18 protein-coding genes are annotated in these 20,459 nt (G+C 69.1%); 10 read left to right on the top strand and 8 right to left on the bottom strand.

Going from position 1 to position 20,459, the window contains the following annotated elements; genetic code table 11:
• Positions 1-83: 83 nt before the first annotated feature.
• The 4 genes from A7B20_RS18500 (at position 84) to A7B20_RS18485 (ending at position 4,947) form a co-directional block, all read left to right on the top strand.
• The gene (locus A7B20_RS18500) at positions 84-1,142 is read left to right on the top strand and encodes an ABC transporter ATP-binding protein (protein ID WP_102110072.1); all 1,059 of its coding nucleotides are present in this window, start codon (positions 84-86) and stop codon (positions 1,140-1,142) included.
• Positions 1,139-2,857: a peptide ABC transporter substrate-binding protein gene (locus A7B20_RS18495; RefSeq protein ID WP_102110071.1), complete on the top strand. Its 1,719-nt coding sequence runs from the start codon at positions 1,139-1,141 to the stop codon at positions 2,855-2,857. The genes A7B20_RS18500 and A7B20_RS18495 overlap by 4 nt, the downstream gene beginning before the upstream one ends.
• A 136-nt stretch (positions 2,858-2,993) precedes the next feature.
• Entirely contained in the window at positions 2,994-4,001 is a 1,008-nt protein-coding gene (locus tag A7B20_RS18490) for an ABC transporter permease (RefSeq protein WP_102110070.1), read from the top strand.
• The gene (locus A7B20_RS18485; RefSeq protein WP_102110069.1) at positions 3,994-4,947 is read left to right on the top strand and encodes an ABC transporter permease; all 954 of its coding nucleotides are present in this window, start codon (positions 3,994-3,996) and stop codon (positions 4,945-4,947) included. The genes A7B20_RS18490 and A7B20_RS18485 overlap by 8 nt, the downstream gene beginning before the upstream one ends.
• An 18-nt stretch (positions 4,948-4,965) precedes the next feature.
• Here the strand turns inward: A7B20_RS18485 and A7B20_RS18480 are convergent, their stop codons facing one another.
• Positions 4,966-6,246 (bottom strand): DUF3422 family protein, encoded by a 1,281-nt coding sequence (locus A7B20_RS18480; RefSeq protein ID WP_102110068.1) that lies wholly within the window; start codon positions 6,244-6,246, stop codon positions 4,966-4,968.
• A 214-nt stretch (positions 6,247-6,460) separates the two neighbouring features.
• Here A7B20_RS18480 and A7B20_RS18475 point away from each other — a divergent pair, with 214 nt between their 5' ends.
• The 6 genes from A7B20_RS18475 to A7B20_RS18450 all read left to right on the top strand — a co-directional run bounded on the left by A7B20_RS18475 (position 6,461) and on the right by A7B20_RS18450 (position 10,785).
• Complete coding sequence (locus A7B20_RS18475; protein WP_102110067.1) at positions 6,461-7,780, top strand: alpha/beta hydrolase family protein; 1,320 nt, start codon at positions 6,461-6,463, stop codon at positions 7,778-7,780.
• Between the two features lie 107 nt (positions 7,781-7,887).
• Entirely contained in the window at positions 7,888-8,337 is a 450-nt protein-coding gene (locus A7B20_RS18470) for a hypothetical protein (protein WP_102110066.1), read from the top strand.
• Positions 8,334-8,909 carry a hypothetical protein gene (locus tag A7B20_RS18465; protein ID WP_102110065.1) on the top strand — a complete coding sequence of 192 codons (576 nt, stop codon included), beginning with the start codon at positions 8,334-8,336 and terminating at the stop codon, positions 8,907-8,909. Before A7B20_RS18470 ends, A7B20_RS18465 begins: the two co-directional genes overlap by 4 nt.
• Entirely contained in the window at positions 8,906-9,466 is a 561-nt protein-coding gene (locus A7B20_RS18460) for an SCO family protein (RefSeq protein ID WP_102110064.1), read from the top strand. Before A7B20_RS18465 ends, A7B20_RS18460 begins: the two co-directional genes overlap by 4 nt.
• The gene (locus A7B20_RS18455) at positions 9,463-9,942 is read left to right on the top strand and encodes a rhodanese-like domain-containing protein (RefSeq protein WP_102110063.1); all 480 of its coding nucleotides are present in this window, start codon (positions 9,463-9,465) and stop codon (positions 9,940-9,942) included. The genes A7B20_RS18460 and A7B20_RS18455 overlap by 4 nt, the downstream gene beginning before the upstream one ends.
• A 3-nt stretch (positions 9,943-9,945) precedes the next feature.
• The gene (locus tag A7B20_RS18450; protein WP_102110062.1) at positions 9,946-10,785 is read left to right on the top strand and encodes a CE1 family esterase; all 840 of its coding nucleotides are present in this window, start codon (positions 9,946-9,948) and stop codon (positions 10,783-10,785) included.
• Between the two features lie 3 nt (positions 10,786-10,788).
• Here A7B20_RS18450 and mdoH read toward each other — a convergent pair whose 3' ends face one another.
• From mdoH to A7B20_RS18415, 7 genes are all read right to left on the bottom strand, one after another.
• On the bottom strand, positions 10,789-12,705 hold the full coding sequence (mdoH, locus tag A7B20_RS18445) for a glucans biosynthesis glucosyltransferase MdoH (RefSeq protein WP_102110061.1): 1,917 nt from the start codon (positions 12,703-12,705) through the stop codon (positions 10,789-10,791).
• Positions 12,693-14,210, bottom strand: coding sequence for an OpgD/OpgG family glucan biosynthesis protein (locus tag A7B20_RS18440; protein ID WP_102110060.1), 1,518 nt, complete (start codon positions 14,208-14,210; stop codon positions 12,693-12,695). The genes mdoH and A7B20_RS18440 overlap by 13 nt, the downstream gene beginning before the upstream one ends.
• The gene (locus A7B20_RS18435) at positions 14,207-15,454 is read right to left on the bottom strand and encodes an OpgC family protein (protein WP_102110059.1); all 1,248 of its coding nucleotides are present in this window, start codon (positions 15,452-15,454) and stop codon (positions 14,207-14,209) included. Before A7B20_RS18435 ends, A7B20_RS18440 begins: the two co-directional genes overlap by 4 nt.
• 27 nt (positions 15,455-15,481) lie before the next feature.
• Positions 15,482-16,855 carry a tetratricopeptide repeat protein gene (locus A7B20_RS18430; protein WP_102110058.1) on the bottom strand — a complete coding sequence of 458 codons (1,374 nt, stop codon included), beginning with the start codon at positions 16,853-16,855 and terminating at the stop codon, positions 15,482-15,484.
• Positions 16,856-17,034: 179 nt separating this feature from the next.
• The gene (locus A7B20_RS18425) at positions 17,035-18,216 is read right to left on the bottom strand and encodes a CaiB/BaiF CoA transferase family protein (protein WP_102110057.1); all 1,182 of its coding nucleotides are present in this window, start codon (positions 18,214-18,216) and stop codon (positions 17,035-17,037) included.
• Between the two features lie 11 nt (positions 18,217-18,227).
• Positions 18,228-19,832 (bottom strand): thiamine pyrophosphate-binding protein, encoded by a 1,605-nt coding sequence (locus A7B20_RS18420; protein WP_102110056.1) that lies wholly within the window; start codon positions 19,830-19,832, stop codon positions 18,228-18,230.
• A gap of 31 nt (positions 19,833-19,863) precedes the next feature.
• A complete protein-coding gene (locus A7B20_RS18415) occupies positions 19,864-20,445 on the bottom strand; it encodes a L,D-transpeptidase (protein ID WP_102110073.1) in 582 nt (193 codons plus the stop codon).
• Between the last annotated feature and the right edge of the window lie 14 nt (positions 20,446-20,459).

Here is a 20,459-nt window from a genome sequence, read left to right as displayed (position 1 = left end):
TCCCCCCATGCCCCCCTCTCCCTCCCGCTGACGCCCGCGCCCGAGGCATGCCGTCCCGCCGGCGCGATGCGGGGTGCGGCGCGATGAGCGCGCCGCGCAAGCTGGTCGAGGTGCGCGACCTGAAGATGCACTTCCCGATCCACGGCGGGTTCCTGCAGCGCCGGATGGGCGAGGTGAAGGCGGTCGACGGCGTGACCTTCGACATCTACGAGGGCGAGACGCTGGGCCTTGTGGGCGAATCGGGGTGCGGCAAGTCAACCTGCGGTCGCGCGCTGATCCGGCTCTACGAAGTCACCTCGGGCGAGGTGAGGATCGACGGCAGGAACATCGCCCATGCCGGGCCCGAGGCGCTGCGCAAGATGCGGCCGACCATGCAGATGGTGTTCCAGGATCCCCAGGCCTCGCTCAATCCCCGCATGACCGTCGCATCGATCATCGGCGAGCCGCTGGACGAGCACACGAAGCTGTCGAGGAAGGAGCGGCTGGAGCGGATCTACGAGCTGATGGACCAGGTCGGCCTGAACCGCGACTTCGCCAACCGCTATCCGCACGAGTTCTCGGGCGGCCAGCGCCAGCGCATCGGCATCGCCCGCGCCCTGGCCCTGCATCCAAAGTTCATCGTCTGCGACGAGCCGATCGCCGCCCTCGACGTGTCGATCCAGGCCCAGGTGGTGAACCTGCTGGAGGATCTGCAGGAGAAGCTGGGGCTGACCTATCTCTTCATCTCCCACGACCTGTCCATGGTGCGCCACATCGCCGACCGGGTGGCGGTGATGTACCTTGGCAAGGTGGTGGAACTCGCGCCGCGCGACAGGCTCTATACCGACCCGCAGCACCCCTACACCCAGGCGCTGCTTTCGGCGGTGCCCGAGCCCGATCCCGAGCTCGCGTCGGGCCGGAAACGCACGATCCTGACCGGCGACGTCCCTTCGCCGTCCAACCCGCCGCCGGGCTGCAACTTCTCGACCCGCTGCCCGAAGGTGATGGAAGTCTGCCGCAAGATCGACCCGGAGTTCCGCGAGGTGGCCCCGGGCCAGTTCGCCGCGTGTCACCTGCTGAACGACCCAGCCTCCCCACCCGGCCCCGACGCGGCGGCCGGGACGGAGGCGACACCAATAAACCAAACAGGGAGTCCCACATGAAACTCAGAACAGCCCTCTGGGGGGCGGCCGCCGCGACGGCGCTCTTCCCCCTTTCGGCCCATGCCGCCGCCCACGAGGGCGAGCGCGGCCGCGACGGCGAGGTCAAGATCATCTACTGGCAGGCTCCGTCGATCCTAAACCCGTACCTGTCGGGCGGCACCAAGGAGCTCGAGGCCTCGTCCCTCGTGATCGAGCCGCTGGCGCGCTACGACACCGAGGGCAACCTGGTGCCCTGGCTGGTCGACGAGGTGCCCACGGTCGAGAACGGCGGCGTCTCCGAGGACCTGACCCAGATCACCTGGAAGCTGAAGGAAGGCCTGAAGTGGTCCGACGGCACCCCCGTCACCTCCGAGGACGTGAAGTTCTCGTGGGAATACTGCACCGCCGACGGCGGCGGCTGCGCCCAGTCCGAGAAGTACGGCGACGTCACCAGCGTCGAGACCCCGGACGAGCGCACGGTGGTGGTGACCTTCGGCGTGCCGAAGCCCTTCCCCTACGGCCCCTTCGTCGGCGCCCAGGCCCCGATCATCCAGAAGGCGCAGTTCCAGGATTGCCTCGGCCCCAAGGCGCCCGAGTGCACCGAGGCCAACTTCAACCCCGTCGGCACCGGCCCGTTCAAGGTGACCGAGTTCCGCCCCAACGACGTGATCACGCTGGAGGCGAACGAGAACTACCGCGATCCGAACAAGCCGGCCTTCGCGACCGTCACGTTCAAAGGCGGCGGCGATGCGGCGGCGGCGGCGCGCTCGGTGCTCGAGACCGGCGAATACGACTATGCCTGGAACCTGCAGCTGGCGCCCGAGGTGCTGACCCAGATGGAGGCCGCGGGCAAGGGCAAGAACGTGTCGTCCTTCGGCACCTCGGTCGAGCGGATCCACATCAACTTCACCGACCCCGATCCGCAGTGGGGCGAGCGCCGCTCGACCGCCGACCACCCGCACCCGTTCCTCAGCGACAAGAACGTGAGGAAGGCGCTGTCGATGGCGCTGGACGTGCAGCTTCTGACCGAGATCGGCTATGGCGAGTTCGGCCGGCTGACCTGCAACGTCCTGCCCGCGCCCGAGATCTATGCCTCGACCGCCAACGATGCCTGCAAGACCCAGGACATCGAAGGCGCCAAGGCACTGCTTGACGAGGCGGGCTGGACCCCCGGACCCGACGGCATCCGCCAGAAGGACGGCGTGCGCCTGTCGATCCTGTTCCAGACCTCCACCAACGCGGTGCGCCAGGATTACCAGGCGCTCATCAAGCAGTGGTGGAACGAGATCGGGGTCGAGGTCGAGCTGCGCAACATCGACGCCTCGGTGTTCTTCGGCGGCGATCCGGGCTCGCCCGACACGTTCCAGAAGTTCTATGCCGATGTCGAGATGTACACCAACAACTTCGACGGCACGGACCCCGAGGCCTACATGGCCAGCTGGACCTGCGACCAGGCGCCCCGCCCCGAGACCCAGTGGCAGGGCAACAACATGATGCGCTACTGCTCGGAGGAGTACGACGCGCTGGTCGCCGAGATGGCGAAGACGGGCGAGCTGGAAGAGCGGGCGCGCCTCGCCAAGGCGATGAACGACATGCTGATGCAGGACTACGCGATCCTGCCGCTCACCCACCGCGGCCGCAACTCGGCCCATGCGAACAGCCTGGGCGGTGTCCAGCTGAACGTCTGGGACAGCGAGCTGTGGAACATCGCCGACTGGTACCGCGTCAAGGAGTGACGCGCGCCGCGGCGGCGGGTGGGCCATCGGCCCACCCTGCGGCCCCGTCCGGGGCCCACGCCGCCGCACCCCCGGGTGGGCCGCCGGCCCACCCTCCCCCGACCCCCGCCCGCCAGAGAGCTGAAGAGAAGCGCCGATGCTGACATTCACGATCCGCCGTCTGGTCATCTCGATCCCGACGCTTCTGTTCATCGCTCTGGTGATCTTCCTGCTGCTGGAGCTGTCGCCCGGCGATCCCATGGCCAACGTGCCGCTGACCGTGCCGCCGGAGGTGAAGGAGCAGATGCGACTGGCCCTTGGCCTCGGCGAACCCGTGCACATCCGTTTCTTCAAGTGGATCGTGCAGTTCTTCTGGATCGAGCCGCTGAACCTGATCGACCATTTCCTCGGCACCGGCTTCGCCGAAGGCAAGCTCAGGGTGATCTCGTGGCAGACCCGCAGCCCCGTGATGGACATCGTGGTGCAGCGCCTGCCGCAGACGCTGTGGGTGGTGGGCCTGTCCTATGTCGTGGGCGTCGCCATCGCCCTGCCGATCGGCATCTACTCGGCGTACCGCCAGTATTCGCTGTTCGACCAGGCAGGCACCTTCGTGTCGATGATCGGCTACTCGGTGCCGCCGTTCTTCTCGGGCGTGCTGGTGATCGTGATCTTCTCGGTCAAGCTCGGCTGGCTGCCCTCGATCTACGACACGACCCATGTCGTCGACAGCTGGGACTCGTTCGTCGTCCAGCTTCAGCAGATGATCATGCCGGTGATGGTGCTGGCGCTCCAGACCACGGCGCAGATCAGCCGCTTCATGCGCGCCTCGATGCTGGACAACCTGAACCAGGACTACGTGCGCACCGCCCGCGCCAAGGGCATGACCGAGCGGGTGGTGGTGCTGACCCATGTGCTGCGGAACTCGATGATCCCGGTGGTCACGGTCATCGCGCTTGGCGTTCCGGGCATCTTCGGCGGCGCGATCATCACCGAGCAGGTGTTCAAGGTGAACGGGATCGGCCAGCTGCTGATCACCGCGATCCAGGCCAACGACCTGCCGATGGTGCAGACGCTGACCTTCATCTTCGCCGTGCTGATCGTGCTGTTCAACCTGATCGCTGACGTGCTCTACGGCATACTCGACCCGAGGATCCGCTATGACTGACAATCACGCGACCGATCCCGTGATCCACAACCCCGTCGGCCCCGCGCAGGCGGCGGGAAAGCCGAGGCCGCCGCGCAACCAGTGGCTGGACGTCTGGGACCAGTTCCGCACCCACAAGGGCGCGCTGGCGGGGGCGGCGTTCTTCATCTTCATCGTGCTCGCGGTGTCGATCGGGCCCTGGCTCTGGACCGTCGACCCGACCTTCATCGACATCCGCGCCCGCAACCAGGGTCCGTCCCTGACCCATCCCTTCGGCACCGACCAGCTGGGCCGGGACCTGCTGGCGCGGATGATCAAGGGTGGGCAGACCTCGGTGTCGGTGGGGCTGATGGCGATGGCGCTGTCGGTGTTCCTCGGCACCGCGGTCGGCGTCCTGGCGGGGTATTTCCGCAAGCTCGACGGGCCGCTGATGCGCTTCACCGACCTGTTCCTGGCGCTGCCGCTGCTGCCGCTGCTCCTCGTCATCCTGCTGCTGTTCCGCGACGTGCTGCGCGCGGCCTTCGGACCCGAGGCGGGGATCTTCATCCTTGTCGTCGGGGTCATCGGCATCACCTCGTGGATGCAGACGGCGCGGATCGTGCGCGGCGACGTGCTGGCGATCAAGGAGCGCGAGTTCGTCCTTGCCGCCCGCTCGATCGGCACGCCGAACCGGCGGATGATCACCCGGCACATCCTGCCGAACGTGCTGTCGCCGATCATGGTCTCCGCGACGCTCGGCATCGCCAACGCGATCATCACCGAATCCGCGCTGTCCTTCCTCGGCTTCGGCTTCCCCTCGGACTTCCCGACCTGGGGCCGCCTGCTCTATGATTCGACCGACTATCTCCAGCAGTTCCCCGAGCGGGTGATGTGGCCGGGCCTCGCGATCTCGCTCACGGTGCTGTCGGTGAACTATATCGGCGACGGGCTGCGCGACGCGCTCGATCCGCGGATCCGCGGCCGGTAGGGACGCAGGGGCGGCGCGCTACTCCACTTCCTTGCGGATGCGCCGCACCAGGAGCCAGACGGCCGCCACCACCAGCGGCGTGACGATGGCGGTCCCGAGCCCCTTGGAGATGCCCGCCGCCTCGGTGAGCGGGTAGAGGACGTAGGACACCAGCGACACGGCGTAATAGCTGATCGCCACCACCGACAGCCCTTCGACCGTCTTCTGCAACCTCAGTTGCAGATCGGCGCGGCGGTCCATACTGGCCAGCAGTTCCTGGTTCTGGGCCGAGCGTTCCACGTCGACCCGGGTGCGCAGCAGGTTGCCCGCGCGGATCGCCCGCTCGGCCATCTCGTGCAGCCGCTTCTCGGTCGCCGCCACGGTGCGCATCGAGGGTTCGAACCGGCGCATCATGAACTCGGCGAAGGTCTGCCGGCCCTCGTACCGCTCCTCGCGCAGCACCGCGATGCGCTGGTTGACCAGCGCGCCGTAGGCGCCGGTGGCGCCGAAGCGGAAGGAGGAGGTGGCGATCAGCGTCTCGAGCTCGGCCGAGATCTCCAGCAGCGCCTTCAGCGTCTCGTCCGACTTGCTGAGGGCCGTGGACATTTCCGTCATCAGCTTCGTCAGCTCGCGGTCCAGCGCCCCCATCCGCGGCCCGAGGTCGCGCGAGCGGGCAAGGCCGAGCATCGCCATCGACTTGTAGGTTTCGATCTCGCACATCCGCTGGACGATCCGGCCCACGCGCCGGTCGCTGGTATCTTCCTTCACGAAGACGGCCATGCGCATGTGTTCGGAGGAATCGATGCGGAAGTCGGCGGCCATGATCGCCGTGCCGTCGACAACGGCGCTGGTGGCGAGGCTTTCGGGCACGAACCAGTCCGACAGCTTCCGTGCGATCACCTCGGTGTCCTGGCTGACCTCGACGCGGATCAGCGCCGACGTGATGCGCAGGCCCGGCGCCTTCGCCAGCCAGTCCTCGGGGAAGACCTTGAAGACGCTGGAATCGAAGGGCCGTTCCGCCACGCCGTCGCCGAAGATCGTGTAGGTGACGAATTCGGTGTGCTGTTCCCACTTCAGCATGTGCTTGCCGATGCGTCCGAAATAGTGGGTCGCGTCGGGCTTCGGGTGCTGGGCGCCGTGGCGGTCGAGGAGGTCGATCAGGTGCGCGCGGTCCAGCCTGCGGTCGCGCCCCGCCGCGTCCGACGGCTGCTTCACCGCGAGGAAGGCGGCGAAGGACGGGGCGCGCAATTCGGGAAAGGGGCGCGCGTGCAACTCGTTCGCCAGGGGATAGCGCAGGGGATGGTTTTCGATCGGACACATCGGCGCGGCTCCTGGCTGTTGTCGTGAGAGTAATCCGAAACGCGCCCCTGTAAACAGGATTCTTTCAAGAAATTCCGCGCCTTAACGGTATACCTCGGTGCGCCGGGGCGGCCCTTGCCGGATCGCGCAGGGGCGCGCGCTCCACCGCAGATTGCATTGACCCTGTCGAGACCGGCGCTCATGGTGCCCGCAGACCCAGTCACGGAGTTGCCCCATGTCCCTGCCCCGCCTCGCCCTGATCCTGCCCGCCGCGCTGTCGCTGGCCGCCGCCGCCCACGGCGAGAACCGGATCGACACGCAGCGCGCCGATGCCCCCGCCCTCGCCGCCTATGGCGATCTGCCGGTCGGAGTGCGGACCATCGACATGGTGCACCCCGGGCAGCTGGATATCCTTGCCATCGGCAACGAGGGGGACGCACCCGACCCGCTGCCGACCTACGACCGCCCGCTGACCGTCGAGGTCTGGTATCCCGCCACCGCCGACGCCACGGGCGACACGGGGCTGAAGGCGTTCCTGCGCGACGGCAAGACCGAGGTCACGCTTCAGGGCCGCGCGATGCGCGACGCGGCGCCCGCAACGGGCACCGCCTGGCCCCTGGTGATCCTGTCCCACGGCTATCCCGGCAACCGCTACCTGATGTCCCACCTGGGCGAGAACCTGGCCTCCAAGGGCTATGTCGTCGCCTCCATCGACCATACCGATTCGACCTACCGCACCAAGGCCGCCTTCGGCTCGACCCTGGTGAACCGGACGCTGGACCAGCTGTTCGTGATCGACGAGATGGCGAAGCTGGGCGCAGCCCCGGACGGCTTCCTGTCGGGTATCGTGGATGCGGAACGCACCGGGCTCATCGGCTATTCCATGGGCGGCTACGGTGCGGTCATCACCGCGGGGGCCGGAGTGACGCAGGCCGCCGTGGATTACGACTGGGGGGCGCCGCAGGGCACGCTCGCCATCCACCTCGCAGGCAGCGAGAGCCACGAGCGCCTGACCGATCCGCGGATCAGGACGGCCATCGCCTTCGCGCCCTGGGGGCGGCAGCGGGGGTTCTGGGATGCCGAGGGGCTGAAGGGCATCGACATCCCGATGCTGTTCGTCGCCGGATCGGTGGACGACGTGTCGGGCTATGCCGACGGCACCCGCGCGATCTGGGAGCAGGCGACGAACGTCGACCGGGCGCTGCTGACCTTCGACAACGCCAACCACAATGCGGGCGCCGGGATCCCCGCGCCTGAGGAGGCCAACAGGTACGACGCAGAACTCGGCTTCAACCTGGCCGAGCACTACATCGACGCGGTCTGGGACACGGCCCGGATGAACAACGTGGCGCAGCATTTCGTCACCGCCTGGCTCGCCAAGTACCTGAAGGACGATGCCGGGGCCGACGCCTTCCTGGACCTCGTGCCGAACTCGAACGACGGAGTCTGGGAGATGAAGGACGACGTGAAGGGCGCCGGGCACACCTACTGGGAGGGCTTCCCGAACCGCACGGCGAAGGGGATGCACTTCGAGGTGCTGGAGGCGGGCGAATAACGCCGCTGTCACGATCTTCACGCTTGGTTGACCCCGCGACAAGCCGTTTGGCGGGCCGCGGGGCCTGTGCCACTCTCGCGGCAGCGCAGTCCCCGAGGGAGATCACGATGCGACGAACCCTGACCGTCCTTGCCACCCTGGCGCTCGCCACGCCGCTTCATGCCGCGGAGGGCGAGCGGATCCGCGTCACGGGCGAGCTGATCGACACCTGGTGCTATTTCTCCGGCGTCATGGGCGGGACGGATGCGGTCGTCGGCACGGCGCACCACACCTGCGCGCTCTGGTGTTCGGCCGGGGGGATCCCGGTGGGGCTGCGGGCCGAGGACGGCACCGTCTACATGGTGCTGAAGATCGAGGGCAGCGCCGAAAGCGCCGGGGGCGACACACAGCTGAACCTTGCAAGCCACGTGATCGAGGCGGACGGGATCGCCTATGCCCGCGACGGGCTGAACTACCTCGTGGTCGAGAAGGTCGTGACGGACCAGGGCATCACCAACGAGAACCACCTGGACTACGGCAACGTGCCGGAGTTCTCGGTGCCGGAGGAAGCGCGATGATCCGCCCTGCCCTTGTCGCGCTGCTTCTCGCCCTGCCCGCGGTTCAGGTCTCGGCCCAGGATTTCTCGGCGGGCTCCGAGGCGAAAAGCTGGAACCTCTACGCCGAGAAGCCCGCGCGGTTCGAGGCCAAGGTCGTGGACGTCCTGTGCGAGCTGACCGGCGACTGCCCCGCCGACTGCGGCGGCGGCGCGCGGCAGCTGGGCCTCGTGCGCGCGGCGGACGGCGTTCTGGTGTTCCCGACCAAGAACAACGAACCGGCCTTCAGCGGCGCGGTGGTCGAGCTGCTGCCGTTCTGCGGTGCCGAGGTGGAGGTCGACGGCCTGCTGATCGAGGATCCCGATATCGGGGCGACGAACGTCTACCAGGTGCAGCTGATCCGGAAGCCGGGCGAAACCGACTGGGTGAAGGCGAACCGCTGGACGAAGGTCTGGGCCGAGACGCATCCAGATGCCGCGGGCCCGGGCCCCTGGTTCCGGCGCGACCCGCGGGTGAACGCGAAGATCGCCGAGACCGGGTATTTCGGGCTGGGGCTGGAGAAGGACAGGGAGATCCTGAAGGAGCTCTATCCGTGATCCGCCCGGCCCTTCTGTTCCTGGCGCTCTCCGCGCCCCTTGCGCAGGCCGCGGGCGCCCTGCCCTTCGACGTCGGCGGCCCGTTCCGCCTGACCGACCAGCGCGGCGAGACCCGCAGCGAGGCCGACCCGGAGGGACACGCGCAGCTTCTGTTCTTCGGCTATGCCAACTGCCGCCAGATCTGCTCGGCCGCGCTGCCGCTGATGGCCGAGGTGGTGGACGAGCTGTCGGCGGAGGGCATCGCGGTGACGCCCGTCATGATCACCGTCGATCCGGCGCGCGACACGGTGGACAGCATCGGCGCGCCACTGGCGCGGATCCATCCGGGCTTCGTCGGGCTGACGGGCAGCGAGGCGGCCTTGCAGGTGGCCTACGACGCCTTCTCGGTCGAGCGGGCGCAGATCTTCGACGATCCGGAATACGGGCCGGTCTTCTCCCACGGCTCGTTCATCTACCTCCTCGACCCGGATGGCGCGGTGCTGAGCCTGCTGCCCCCCGTGCTGGCGCCCGAACAGGCGGCGGAGATCGTCCGCAGCCACCTGGCGCCCGCGGGATGAGCGGACGCGGACTGGTCTTCGCCGCCGGGGTCGCCTGCCTCGGAGGGGCTGCGTTCATCGGGTTCGTCGGACCTTCGCTCTACGACGGCGCGATCAGGGAGGAGTTCCGCGGCGCCACGCTGAGCGCACCCGAGGCCTTTGCCATGGCGTCGGAGGGGCGCGTCGTTCTCGTGGACATCCGCCGCCCCGAGGAATGGGCGGCGACCGGCAGTCCCGGAAACGCGTACCGCCTGGACATGCGCCGGGACGATTTCGCCGAGTCGCTCGCAGCCCTGATCGACCGGCAGGGCGACATGCTGCCGGTGGCGCTGATCTGCGCACGGGGCGTGCGCTCCGCCAGGCTGGCGAACCGGCTGGTGCGTCAGGGATTCATCAACGTCATGGACGTGCCCGAGGGGATGCTGGGCTCGCTCGCCGGGCCCGGATGGCTGGCGCGGGGGCTGCCGCTGGATCGCTCCCCCGTGCCGGAGGGTTGAGGGATGTTCCGTGCGCCTCTCCTTGCCCTCGCCCTTTCGGTGCTCATGGGCGACGCGGTCACGGCGGGCTGCGGCCCGTCGCCCGATGCCTGCACCGTGGCGTCGGGCACCTACCACGCGGTGCTGCCCGCGGGGGGCGGACAGGGCGCGCCGGTGGTGATCTTCCTCCATGGCGCGGGCGGCAGCGGCGCGGACACGCTGCGCAACACGGGGATGGTCGAGGCGATCAGGGCCCGCGGTTATGCGCTTCTCGCCCCGGACGGGCTGTCGCGACAGGGGCGGCGCGGCGGCGGCTGGTCGTTCCTGCCGGGACACGAAGCGCTGCGCGACGAACCCGCCTTCTTCGCCGAGGTTGCCGGGGATGCGGTCGCCCGCTTCGGCGTCGACCGCGACCGCGTGCTGCTGGCGGGCTTCTCCATCGGCGGCTCGATGGTCGCCTATACCGCCTGCGCCCGTCCCGACCTCTTCGCCGCCTATGCCCCGGTCGCGGGCAACTTCTGGCGGCCCCACCCCGAAGGCTGCGCCGGGCCGGTGAAGCTGTTCCACACCCATGGCTGGCAGGACGTCACGGTGCCGCTCGAGGGGCGGCCGCTGCGCGGCGGGGCGATCGAGCAGGGCGACGTCTGGGCGGCGATGGAGATCTGGCGCGCCACCGACGGCTGCACGATGATGCGCCCCGACGGCTTCGACACGGTCAATCAATTCTGGATCCGCCGCTGGACGGACTGCGCCCCGGGCGCGGCGCTGCAATTCGCGCTGCATCCCGGGGCGCATGGCATTCCCGTGGGCTGGGCCGACCTGGCGCTCGACTGGTTCGAGGGGCTCGCCCGGCGGCCGGAGTAGCCGCTACTCAGCCGCGATCACCTCCGGCGCGGCCAGCACCCGGGCGAAGTGACGACGCTCGAGAAGGGCGCGGCGGATGATGCGCGGCGCGTTCAGCACCTCGGGCGTTCCGAGGTGGCGCGCGCTCCAGGGCCAGCGGGCCATGTTCCAGCCCGACAGCGCCGAAAGCGGCACGGCCATGGCGAGGCTGAGGGCGATCGGCAGCAGCCACAGCGTGACGATCCCGAGCGCCATGCCGACCAGCAGCAGCGTGCCCAGCACGGTTTCCAGCCAGTGGAACTTCAGCAGCGTCGCGAGCGGATAGTTGACCTTGCCGCCCCGGCTTTGGGGCGTCCAGGTCTCGCGCAGGCCAAGCGCGGTGCGGGCGACGGCGATGGACTGCTGCACCATCATGATCGGCGCATAGGCGATGGAAAGCAGGATCTCCGCCACCACCGAGGTCACGAACTGCCCGAGGCCCCCGACATCGCGCAGCGGAATGCCCGCGCGGTGGATGGCGCCCGCGCTCATCAGTTTCGGCGCCAGAAGCATCGCGTACATGAAGAACAGGATCGACAGGTTGTGGCTGGTCATCACTTCGGGCCAGTTCACCTGCGGCGACAGATCGCTGAAATAGCGGATCACGTTCTGGTCTTCCCCGTTGCCGAGCATCGCCCAGATCACCAACAGCGCCAGCCAGGCCGGCGACACCAGATAGCCCATGGCGCCGCTGATCAGGTGGAAGCGCGACACGGCATGGAACCCGCGCGAGGCGATCAGGCCGAGGTGCTGGAGGTTGCCTTGGCACCAGCGCCGGTCGCGCAGCACGTAGTCGATCAGGGTGGCCGGCACTTCCTCGTAGCTGCCGGGGATGCGCGGCAGGAAGCGGACGGACCAGCCCGCCCGGCGCAGAAGGCCCGCCTCGACGAAATCGTGGCTGAGGATCAGCCTTTCCTCGCCGCGCAGGCTGCGCACCTTCGGCAGGCCCGCCGACGACGCGAAGGCCGAGCAGCGGATGATCGCGTTGTGGCCCCAGTAGTTGCCCTCGCGGTCGGTCCACTTCGCCAGCCCCTCGGCCAGCGCGAAACCGTAGATGCGGTTGGCGAACTGCTGGACCCGGCCGAACAGCGACTGCGCGCCGAAGAGCATGGGGAAGGACTGGATCAGCCCCGCGCCGGGGTCGCGCGACATGGCGTCTGTCAGCTCGACGATGGCGTGGCCGCTCATCAGGCTGTCTGCGTCGAGCACCAGCATCGCGTCCCAGGCTCCGCCCCAGGTGCGCACCCAGTCCGAAAGGTTGCCGACCTTGCGGTCGACGTTGTCGATGCGGCGCCGGTAATAAACCCGGTACCCCTCGCCCAGTCGGGCGCGCAGGGCGCGGAACGCGCGCTCTTCCTGCCGCGCGATCGCGTCGTCGCGGGTGTCGGACAGCACGAACAGCGCGAAATCGTGGCCGTGGGCCTGCGCGCGGATGTCGCGCAGCATCGCGGCGGCGTTGCCGAAGACGTCGACGGGGGACTCGTTGTAGACCGGCACCAGCAGCGCCACCCGCAGCGGCGCCACCGGGCGCCCGTCGTCGGCGGCGCGCAGGGCCGGTTTGCGGCGGTTGTCGAGAAGCAGCGTGGCGATCCCGAGCGTCGCGGTGGCGACCGAGAGCGCGATCCAGAAGAAGGTGAAGGTGATCAGCGCGATCACCGCCCCCTCGAACAGCGAGAGCCCGCCGACGGCGAACCAGTCGCGGAAGGCCAGGACCACAGCCAGCGTCGTCAACGCCGCCGGCAGGAACGTGGCCAGGCGCCACCACGGCGCGCCGCCGGTCACGCCCTGGTTGGGGGCGCTGAGGTCGCGGTAGGGCCGGTCGAGGCTCTGGACCGGGTGCACGAGGGGGCAGACGGGCGGCATCGCCGCGTCGCGGGTGTGGAATTGGTTCAAGCCGTCCATCGGTATAGCCAGACTTCGGTAACAGGTGTGTCGTTCCGGACCAGCTGTGCGCGCAGTTCCAGCGCCGCCGCCCCGGCAGGGTCGAAGCTGAACGAGAGTCTCAGACCACCGGTTCCCGGGTTGCGCTGAATCACGCCGACCGAGACCACGCCTTGGTCGTCATGCACGCGCGCCGCATATTTTTCAGGCTCTTCCTGAAGCAGCGGGTGATCCTCGAAGTCCACGACGCAGACCGTCCGCACCCGGTCGAAGCCCTTGCCGATGCGCGTGTTCATCACCCGGGCAAGGTCGGGGAGCCCCTTCGGCGCGTCGCCCCAGAGCATCCCGTACTCGAAATCGAAGGGCTGTCCGGCGGACAGCACCGCGGCGGGCCGCCAGTAGGCGACGATGTTGTCGTAGATCTCGCGGTCGGCCGGGATCTCGACCAGCCGCACCACGCCGTCGCCCCAGGCCTTGCGCGGCGTGATCCAGAGCGAGGGGCGCGCCTCGTAGCGGGCTTCGAGATCGGCGAAGTCCTCGGGATCGCGGTGCCGCTGCATCAGACCGAAGCCGTTCAGGTTGCTGTCGACGAAGCTCGAGATCTGGAGCGAGACGGGATTGGCGAGCGGCCGCCAGAGCCGTTCGTTGTTGCCGTTCCAGATCAGCAGGCCGTCGCTGTCGTGGACCGCGGGGCGGAAATCGTCGAAGCGGTGGCGGTTGGTCGCGTCGAACAGGAACATGCTGGTCAGCGGCGCAAGCCCGACGTGATCCAGATCGACGCGGGGGAACAGCGTCGCCGTGACCTCGACCGCCGTGGGCGAGCCGGGGCGGATCGCGAAGCTGTAGGCGCCGGTGGTCGACGGGCCGTCAAGCAGCGCGTGCATGTGGAAGGTGTCGGCACCGGCCGCGGGCTGCTCGACATAGAGGCGGGTGAAGGTCGGGAACTCCTCGCCCTCGGCGTCGCCCGTGCGCAGCGCGAGACCGCGCGCCGACAGGCCATAGACCTGCCGGTTGGCGATGGCGCGGAAATAGCTCGCGCCCTGGAAGACCATGAACTCCTCGAAGATCCCCTTCTTGTTCAGCTCCGCCCGAAGCCGGATGCCCGAATATCCCATCGTCTCGTCCACCGGCGGATCGGGGAACTGGTCGGTGGCGTCGAACAGGCTCCGGTCGAAGCCGAGCGTGTGGGCCACCCCGTCGGACACGAGGTTCACCTGGATCGGCCGCTGGTGCAGGTAGCCCGCGGCGAAGAGGTCGAGTTGCAGGGCGCTGTCCACGTCGGTCCAGATCGCGTCGCGGTCGCGGAACCAGATCAGCTTGGCCTCGTCGTAGGTCAGCTTGCGCCAGGCCTCGGGCACCATCGGCGCGGGCTGGAAATCCGACTGCGCCAGGCGCTCGGCCTCGGCCTTCAGCCAGTCGACGGAGAACGGGGTCTCGGCGACCACCAGCTCTTCCCGCGCGGCGGCGGTTCGGACGGAGGACAGGGCCGCGAGGGCGGCGAGGAAGGTGCGGCGGTCGAGGATCATCGGGGGGCCTGAGCTCTCCAGGGTTGGCTCTTGAACCAGCCGACGAGATAGGCAACGGCAACCAGTGCCGCAATGCCCACCACGTTGGCCAGCGATACGATAATTGCGGTGCGGCCGGTCTGGTCCATGACGAAGCCGCTGAACTGCGCGAAGACCATCGAGAAGAGGAACACCGCCAGCGACTGCTGGCCGACCCGCATGACGATGGCGACGACGTGCCGCCAGATGCGCGCGCCCAACCCCTCGCCCTCGGGCCGCAGCCTTGCGCCGCGCACGCCCGCGGCGACCCAGGCGACATAGGCCAGCGCCAGGAAGTGCAGATAGCGCAGCGGCCCGAAATCCGTCTTGTCCACCCAGTCGGCGTGGTCGCGCTGGAACGCCTCGCCCGGGGCGAAGTCGATCCGCCAGGCGAAGACCGAGAACGGGACGCAGACCAGCACCACGGCGACGGCCAGCGCGACCAGCGCCCAGTGGACCGGCGGCGCCGGGATCCAGCCGCGCATGAAGGCGAAGCCGGTGAAGAAGACCAGCTGCCAGCCGAAGGGGTTGAAGAACCACTCGCGCTCGGACCAGGGCTCGGCCGGGAAGGACAGGCCGGTTTCCGAGATCCCGAGCCAGGACAGCAGCGCATCCTGCGCCGCCAGCCAGACCGCGGCGCAGACGATGGCGACCAGCCAGGGGCTGGTGCGCGCCAGGATCATCGCCACGGGCATCATGCCGAGGATCGCGATGTACATGGGCAGCACGTCGAAGTAGTTCGGCACATAGGTCAGCGTCATCAGCCCGATCAGCTCGGGCGCCGGATCCTCGAACACCTTCCAGAGGTTCAGCGTGCCGATGTAGACCGTCTCGGACACGCCCGAGGCGTCGATCATCGCCAGCATCGTCGCAAGGACCAGGAACAGCCCGATGTGCCCCCAGTAGACCTGCCACATCCGGTAGAGCACCCGCGCGGTGCCAAGCCACCAGCCGCGGTTGACGAAGCTCGATCCGAAGGCGATGGCCGAGGCCATGCCGGAGCAGAAGACGAAGATCTCGGTCGCGTCGGAGAAGCCGAAGCGCGCCGGAATGTAGTTCGCCCAGAAGTTGTTCGGCGTGTGCGAGATCAGGATGATGATCATCGCGATGCCGCGATAGAAGTCGAGCCGCGGGTCGCGCGGTTTACGGGCCGGCACGGGCTTCGGCTGGCCGTCGGGCATGCTGCGCGGGCGAAAGTCTGTGGTCACCACGTTGCTGTGAGTCATTTCGCCGCAATCCCGGGTTTTCGCTGCTTATTCAGCCGGAACGCGATCCGCGCAAGGGCCTTCGCCGCGGGCGGCGAAGATCAGGCGATGCCGCGCCGCAGCATAGGCATCTTCCCGCCCACCCCGCCGTTCCGTACGGTCTCGGAGGATCGTTTCCGCCTCGTCGAGGAAGCCCGCGCGGATGCCGGCGTCGATCGTCAGCCGCTCGAACAGGTCGCGTTGCGCGCGACTGCCGCCCGCCGCCTGCATGGTCCTGCGGGCCTGCGCGAGGTTCAGGAAGGCGATGTCGTAGCGCCCGTCGCCGAAGGCTTCCAGGCCCGCGGCCGCCGACAGTCCGGGGCGCGCCATGGCTCTTGCAAGATCGCCCCGCCCGGCGCGGGCGTCGCGGTGCAGCCGCCGCATCAGTGCCGTCGCCGCGCCCTCGCGCCCGTCGCCGACGAGGGCCAGGAGGTAGTGCAGGTCGGCGAAGACCAGGCAGCCGTCCTCGGTCCGCCGCGCCGCGAGATCGGCCAGTTCGCCCCAGCGGGCGCCCACGTCGACGCCCTCCAGTTCCAGCCGCATCAGCAGCGAGGTGGCGTTGGCGATGTCGCGGTAATCGTCGGTCTTCTCGGCCCGGATCTCGGCATCGTAGAGGTGCAGAACCTCCTCCGCCTGCCCGAGGTCGAGGTGCATCAGCGCCCGGTGCCACCAGACGTGGTAACGGAAGTTGTTGCAGTGGCTCCAGGCCGCCTCGCGCCCCGTCAGCCAGGCGAGCCCGCCCGCCGCGTCGCCCGTCATGTCGTGGACATGGGCGACCGCGTGCAGCCCCCAGGCGTCGTCGGGACAAAGCTCCAGCCCCGCCTGCCCGGCCCGCCGCGCCGCGTCGTAGGCGCCGGTTTCCTCCAGCGCGAAGGCGTGGCAGCCCAGCACATAGCCGCGCGCCGCATGGTCCGCGCCATAGGCCGGGAGCGCCCGTTCGATCCCCTGCCGCATTCCCGGCGCGTCGCCGAGCACGAAGCGCAGGGCATGGTCCAGCTTCAGGGTCATCGCATCGCCCGGATGGCGCGCGAGGATCCCCTCGAACCGGCCGAGCGCGCCGCGCAGGTCGCCGCCAAGCCAGAGCCGCAGTGCCGCGATGCAGTCCCGCTCGCGCAGGCTCGGGGGCGCGCGTTCCGCGCTCGCCTCGGCGGCGCGCAGCGCTTCCGCGGCCGTCTCGACCAGTTCGCGCCGCCCGAGAAGGAGGTGGAACATGCCCTTCACGGCGTGGGCCAGGGCGAAGTCCGGATCGGCTTCCAGCGTCGCCGCCAGGTGGGCGGGCGTCGTCGCGCCGTGGGCCAGGAAGGCGGCTTCGGTCGCGCTCCAGTTGCGCAGGGCCTCGGGCCCGTTCAGGGTCACGGTCTGGCCGTAGGGATCGAGGTGCATCGCGGGCTCCGGGGCTTGAGAGGGGGTCGCCCCTTGGTAGCAACGCAACATGGCGCAAAGGTCCAATAGCTCCGTGAATGACGGAGCTGTGACCGGCCGTGTTTTCCGAGTGCCCGATTCCGCGCGCCTTGTAACACTCCAACGCCCAAACCGGCGCCAGTTCGCGCATTGCGTGTGCCTCAGCCCTTCGGCTTGAAACGTTCCAGCACCGCCGCGGTGTCCTGCCCGAAGCGCGGCGGCGCCCGGCGGTAGGTCACGGGGGTGCGCGAGAGGTTCAGCGGATTGCCGATCAGCCGCACGTGGCCTTCCGCGGCGTGTTCGCTTTCGACCTCGGCGATCATGCCCCGCGCCGCCACCTGGTCCGAGGCGAAGACCTGGTCCAGCGTCTGCACCGGACCCACCGGCACCTTGCGCGCCTCGAGCCCTTCGATGACCTCGGCCATGCTGCGCGCGGCAAGCGCGGGTTCCAGCAGCGGCAGCAGCGCGTCGCGGTTGGCGAGGCGGGCGGGGTTGGTGGCGAAGCGGGGATCGGTGGCAAGGTGCGGCAGGTCGAGGAAGTCGCAGAAGCGGGTGAACTGCGTGTCGTTGCCGACGGCGACAAGGACGTGACCGTCGGACGTGGCGAAGACCTGGTAGGGCACGATGTTCGGATGCGCGTTGCCGCGCCGCTCCGGCACCTTGCCGGAGGTAAGATAGTTCACGCCCTCGTTGATCAGCCAGGCAATCTGGCTGTCGACCAGCGCGATGTCGATGTGCTGCCCCTCGCCCGTGGCGTCCCGGTGGCGCAGCGCGGCGAGGATGCCGACGGTGGCGTACATCCCGCACATGACGTCCGCGATCCCGACGCCAACCTTCATCGGCTCGCCGTCGGCCGCGCCGGTCAGCGACATGATCCCGCCATAGCCCTGCGCCATCAGGTCGTAGCCGGGCTTGGAGGCGTTCGGCCCGGTCTGCCCGTAGCCCGAGATCGAGCAGTAGACGAGCCGCGGGTGCAGCGCGGTCATGGTGGCGGCGTCGAGGCCGTACTTCGCAAGGCCGCCGGGCTTGAAGTTCTCGATCATCACGTCGCATTCGGCCGCGATGGCCTTCACCGCCGCCTGCCCCTCGGGCGTCGCGATGTCGAGCGCGACGGAGAGCTTGTTGCGGTTGGCCGACATGAAATAGGCCGAGACGTCCGTGGGCGCGCCGTCCTTGCCTTGCACGAAGGGCGGACCCCAGGCGCGGGTGTCGTCGCCGCGGCTGGCGGGGTTCTCGATCTTGATGACCTCGGCGCCGAGATCGCCCAGAAGCTGGGTGCAGGTCGGGCCCGCCAGAATGCGCGAAAGGTCGAGAATCCGCAGCCCGTCGAGTGCGCCCGCCATGTACCGTCTCCTCAGATGCGCCCGTCGTAGGCCTGCCGGTCGATGACCGCGCCGATGACGGTGAAGGTTTCCGCCTCCATGGCCTCTTGCAGCGCGGCGCGCAAGCCGTCGCGGTCCGAGACGGTCACGCCCGCGCCGCCGAAGGCGCGGCCGATGGCGGCGAAGTCGGGACCGGCGAAATCGACGCCCGCGTTCGGCAGCTGCCGCTGGCGCTGCTTCAGCTCGATCAGGGCGAGGGAGCGGTCGACGAAGACGACGAAGATCGTATTCAGCCCCAGTTCCGCGGCGGTGGCGAGTTCGCCCGCGACCATCAGGAACCCCGCGTCGCCCGAGAAGGAGACGACGGTGCGCTCTCGCGAGGCAAGCTTCGCGCCCATGGCGAGCGGCACGGCGCAGCCCATGGTGCAGAGCCCGGAGGATTGCAGCAGGGTCCGCGGCGCGAAGCAGCGCCACATCTGGCTGAGCAGGATCCGGTGCGCGCCGCTGTCGACCGTGGCGATGGCGTCCTTCGGCAGCACGGCGCGGCAGGTGTCGACGATCGCGGCGGGGCCCCACGGTTCGTCCGTCGGGAAGGCTTCGGCCAGCGCCCGCTGCGCCTCGCGGATCCCGCCGTCGGGCCAGCGCGCGCGCACACCGTCTTCCCCGAGGCGGCGCAGGGTCTCGCCGGAATGGGCGAGCAGGCTGAGGGAGGCCTGGTGCATGTAGTGGTGGTTCGGCGCGGCGTGGAGGTCGATCACCCGCTGCTCGGCGGCATCCCACGGGTCGCGCCAGCCCGTGCGCATCTCGATCGGGTCGTAGCCTGCGCAGAGGATCAGGTCGGCCTGCCGCAGGAGCGGCAGCAGGATCGCGTCGGCCTTCGGAGAGAGTCCCGCGGCCCCGAGCGACAGCGGGTGATCCTCGGGGATCACGCCCTTGGCCTTGTAGGTGGTGATGACCGGCACGCCCTGGGAATCGGCGAAGGCGGCGATCTCGGCGGCCGACCCCTCGTGCAGCACGTCGAGGCCCACGATCAGCAGGGGCCGCGACGCTTCGGCCAGCCAGCGGCGGGCCTTGACGATGTCGGCGGGGATCAGCGGCGACGGTGCGGCGCGGCGGCCCTCCATCGCGGTGCCGGGCGCATCTGCGACGGAGATCGGCACGTCGATGTGGACCGGCCCCGCCCTGCCCTCGGTCGCGATGGCCACGGCCTTGTCGGCGATCACCCCGGCGGCGCCGGGCGTCAGCGTGAAGCTGGCCTTGGTGATCGGCGCGAAGACGGCGCGGTGGTCCAGCACCTGGTGGGTATAGGTCGCCGCCTCGTCGGGGTCGACGCAGCCGGTCAGCACGATCAGCGGCACGCGGTCCTGCGCGGCATTGGCGACGACGTTGACGCCGTTCATGGCGCCGGGCCCGACCGTGGCGACGAGGATGGCAGGCGCGCCGTCGACGTGGTGCACCCCCTCACCCATGAAGCCCGCACAGTTTTCATGCTTGGCGAGGGTGAAGGCGATCCCGGCCCTTTCCAGCGCGTCGACCAGTGTCAGCACCTCGCCGCCGGGCATCCCGAAGGCGTGGCGGCAGCCCTCGTCATGCAGGCGGCGCGCAAGGATGTCCGCGGCGCGGAGCGGTTCGCTCATGCTGATGGCTCCGGGCCGCGACTGTCCGGTCTCAGGTGCCCATCTTGTGATAGAGCTTCACCCGCGTCTCCAGCGGCACCCGCTCGTAGAGGTCGGCGATCTGGTCGTTCACCAGCCGCGCGCAGCCGTTCGACACGGCGCGGCCGATGGTGTTCGGCTTGTCGGTGCCGTGGATCCGCAGGAACGTGTCGCCCCGGCCCGGCTGGAAGAGGTAGAGCGCGCGGGCGCCGAGCGGGTTCGACAGGCTCCCTTCGAGCCCGTCCTTGTACTTGGCATAGGAGGCCGGATCGCGCTCGATCATCTCGGGGGTCGGCGTCCAGCTCGGGAATTCCTTCTTGGCGCCGACATAGTATTCGCCGGGCTCGTACAGGCCCGGGCGGCCGATCCCGCAGGTATAGCGGATCGCCTTGCGGTCGGGCAGCGTCCAGTACAGCGCGAACTCGTCCGGCAGCAGGTGGATCTGGTAGGCCGGGAGATCGACGCGCAGCGTGACGTAACGCGGCAGGTACTTCTCGGGAACATCGTATTTCGGGATCTTCGGCGCCGCGCTCAGCGGCGAGGCGGCGAGCGCGCCCATGGCCAGCCCGGTCTGCAGAAGCTGCCTGCGGTTCATCATCGGTCGTACCC

It is taken from the genome of Oceaniglobus roseus (assembly GCF_002869745.1).
GTDB classification, from domain to species: domain Bacteria; phylum Pseudomonadota; class Alphaproteobacteria; order Rhodobacterales; family Rhodobacteraceae; genus Oceaniglobus; species Oceaniglobus roseus.
This window is presented reverse-complemented; position numbering and strand designations above follow the sequence as displayed.

Bases quoted from the DNA above. Each gene is read 5' to 3' on its own strand.
- A7B20_RS18500 (WP_102110072.1), top strand. From the start codon at position 84: ATGAGCGCGCCGCGCAAGCTGGTCGAGGTGCGCGACCTGAAGATGCAC.
- A7B20_RS18495 (WP_102110071.1), top strand. From the start codon at position 1,139: ATGAAACTCAGAACAGCCCTCTGGGGGGCGGCCGCCGCGACGGCGCTC.
- A7B20_RS18490 (WP_102110070.1), top strand. From the start codon at position 2,994: ATGCTGACATTCACGATCCGCCGTCTGGTCATCTCGATCCCGACGCTT.
- A7B20_RS18485 (WP_102110069.1), top strand. From the start codon at position 3,994: ATGACTGACAATCACGCGACCGATCCCGTGATCCACAACCCCGTCGGC.
- A7B20_RS18480 (WP_102110068.1), bottom strand. From the start codon at position 6,246: ATGTGTCCGATCGAAAACCATCCCCTGCGCTATCCCCTGGCGAACGAG.
- A7B20_RS18475 (WP_102110067.1), top strand. From the start codon at position 6,461: ATGTCCCTGCCCCGCCTCGCCCTGATCCTGCCCGCCGCGCTGTCGCTG.
- A7B20_RS18470 (WP_102110066.1), top strand. From the start codon at position 7,888: ATGCGACGAACCCTGACCGTCCTTGCCACCCTGGCGCTCGCCACGCCG.
- A7B20_RS18465 (WP_102110065.1), top strand. From the start codon at position 8,334: ATGATCCGCCCTGCCCTTGTCGCGCTGCTTCTCGCCCTGCCCGCGGTT.
- A7B20_RS18455 (WP_102110063.1), top strand. From the start codon at position 9,463: ATGAGCGGACGCGGACTGGTCTTCGCCGCCGGGGTCGCCTGCCTCGGA.
- A7B20_RS18450 (WP_102110062.1), top strand. From the start codon at position 9,946: ATGTTCCGTGCGCCTCTCCTTGCCCTCGCCCTTTCGGTGCTCATGGGC.
- mdoH (WP_102110061.1), bottom strand. From the start codon at position 12,705: ATGGACGGCTTGAACCAATTCCACACCCGCGACGCGGCGATGCCGCCC.
- A7B20_RS18440 (WP_102110060.1), bottom strand. From the start codon at position 14,210: ATGATCCTCGACCGCCGCACCTTCCTCGCCGCCCTCGCGGCCCTGTCC.
- A7B20_RS18435 (WP_102110059.1), bottom strand. From the start codon at position 15,454: ATGACTCACAGCAACGTGGTGACCACAGACTTTCGCCCGCGCAGCATG.
- A7B20_RS18430 (WP_102110058.1), bottom strand. From the start codon at position 16,855: ATGCACCTCGATCCCTACGGCCAGACCGTGACCCTGAACGGGCCCGAG.
- A7B20_RS18425 (WP_102110057.1), bottom strand. From the start codon at position 18,216: ATGGCGGGCGCACTCGACGGGCTGCGGATTCTCGACCTTTCGCGCATT.
- A7B20_RS18420 (WP_102110056.1), bottom strand. From the start codon at position 19,832: ATGAGCGAACCGCTCCGCGCCGCGGACATCCTTGCGCGCCGCCTGCAT.
- A7B20_RS18415 (WP_102110073.1), bottom strand. From the start codon at position 20,445: ATGAACCGCAGGCAGCTTCTGCAGACCGGGCTGGCCATGGGCGCGCTC.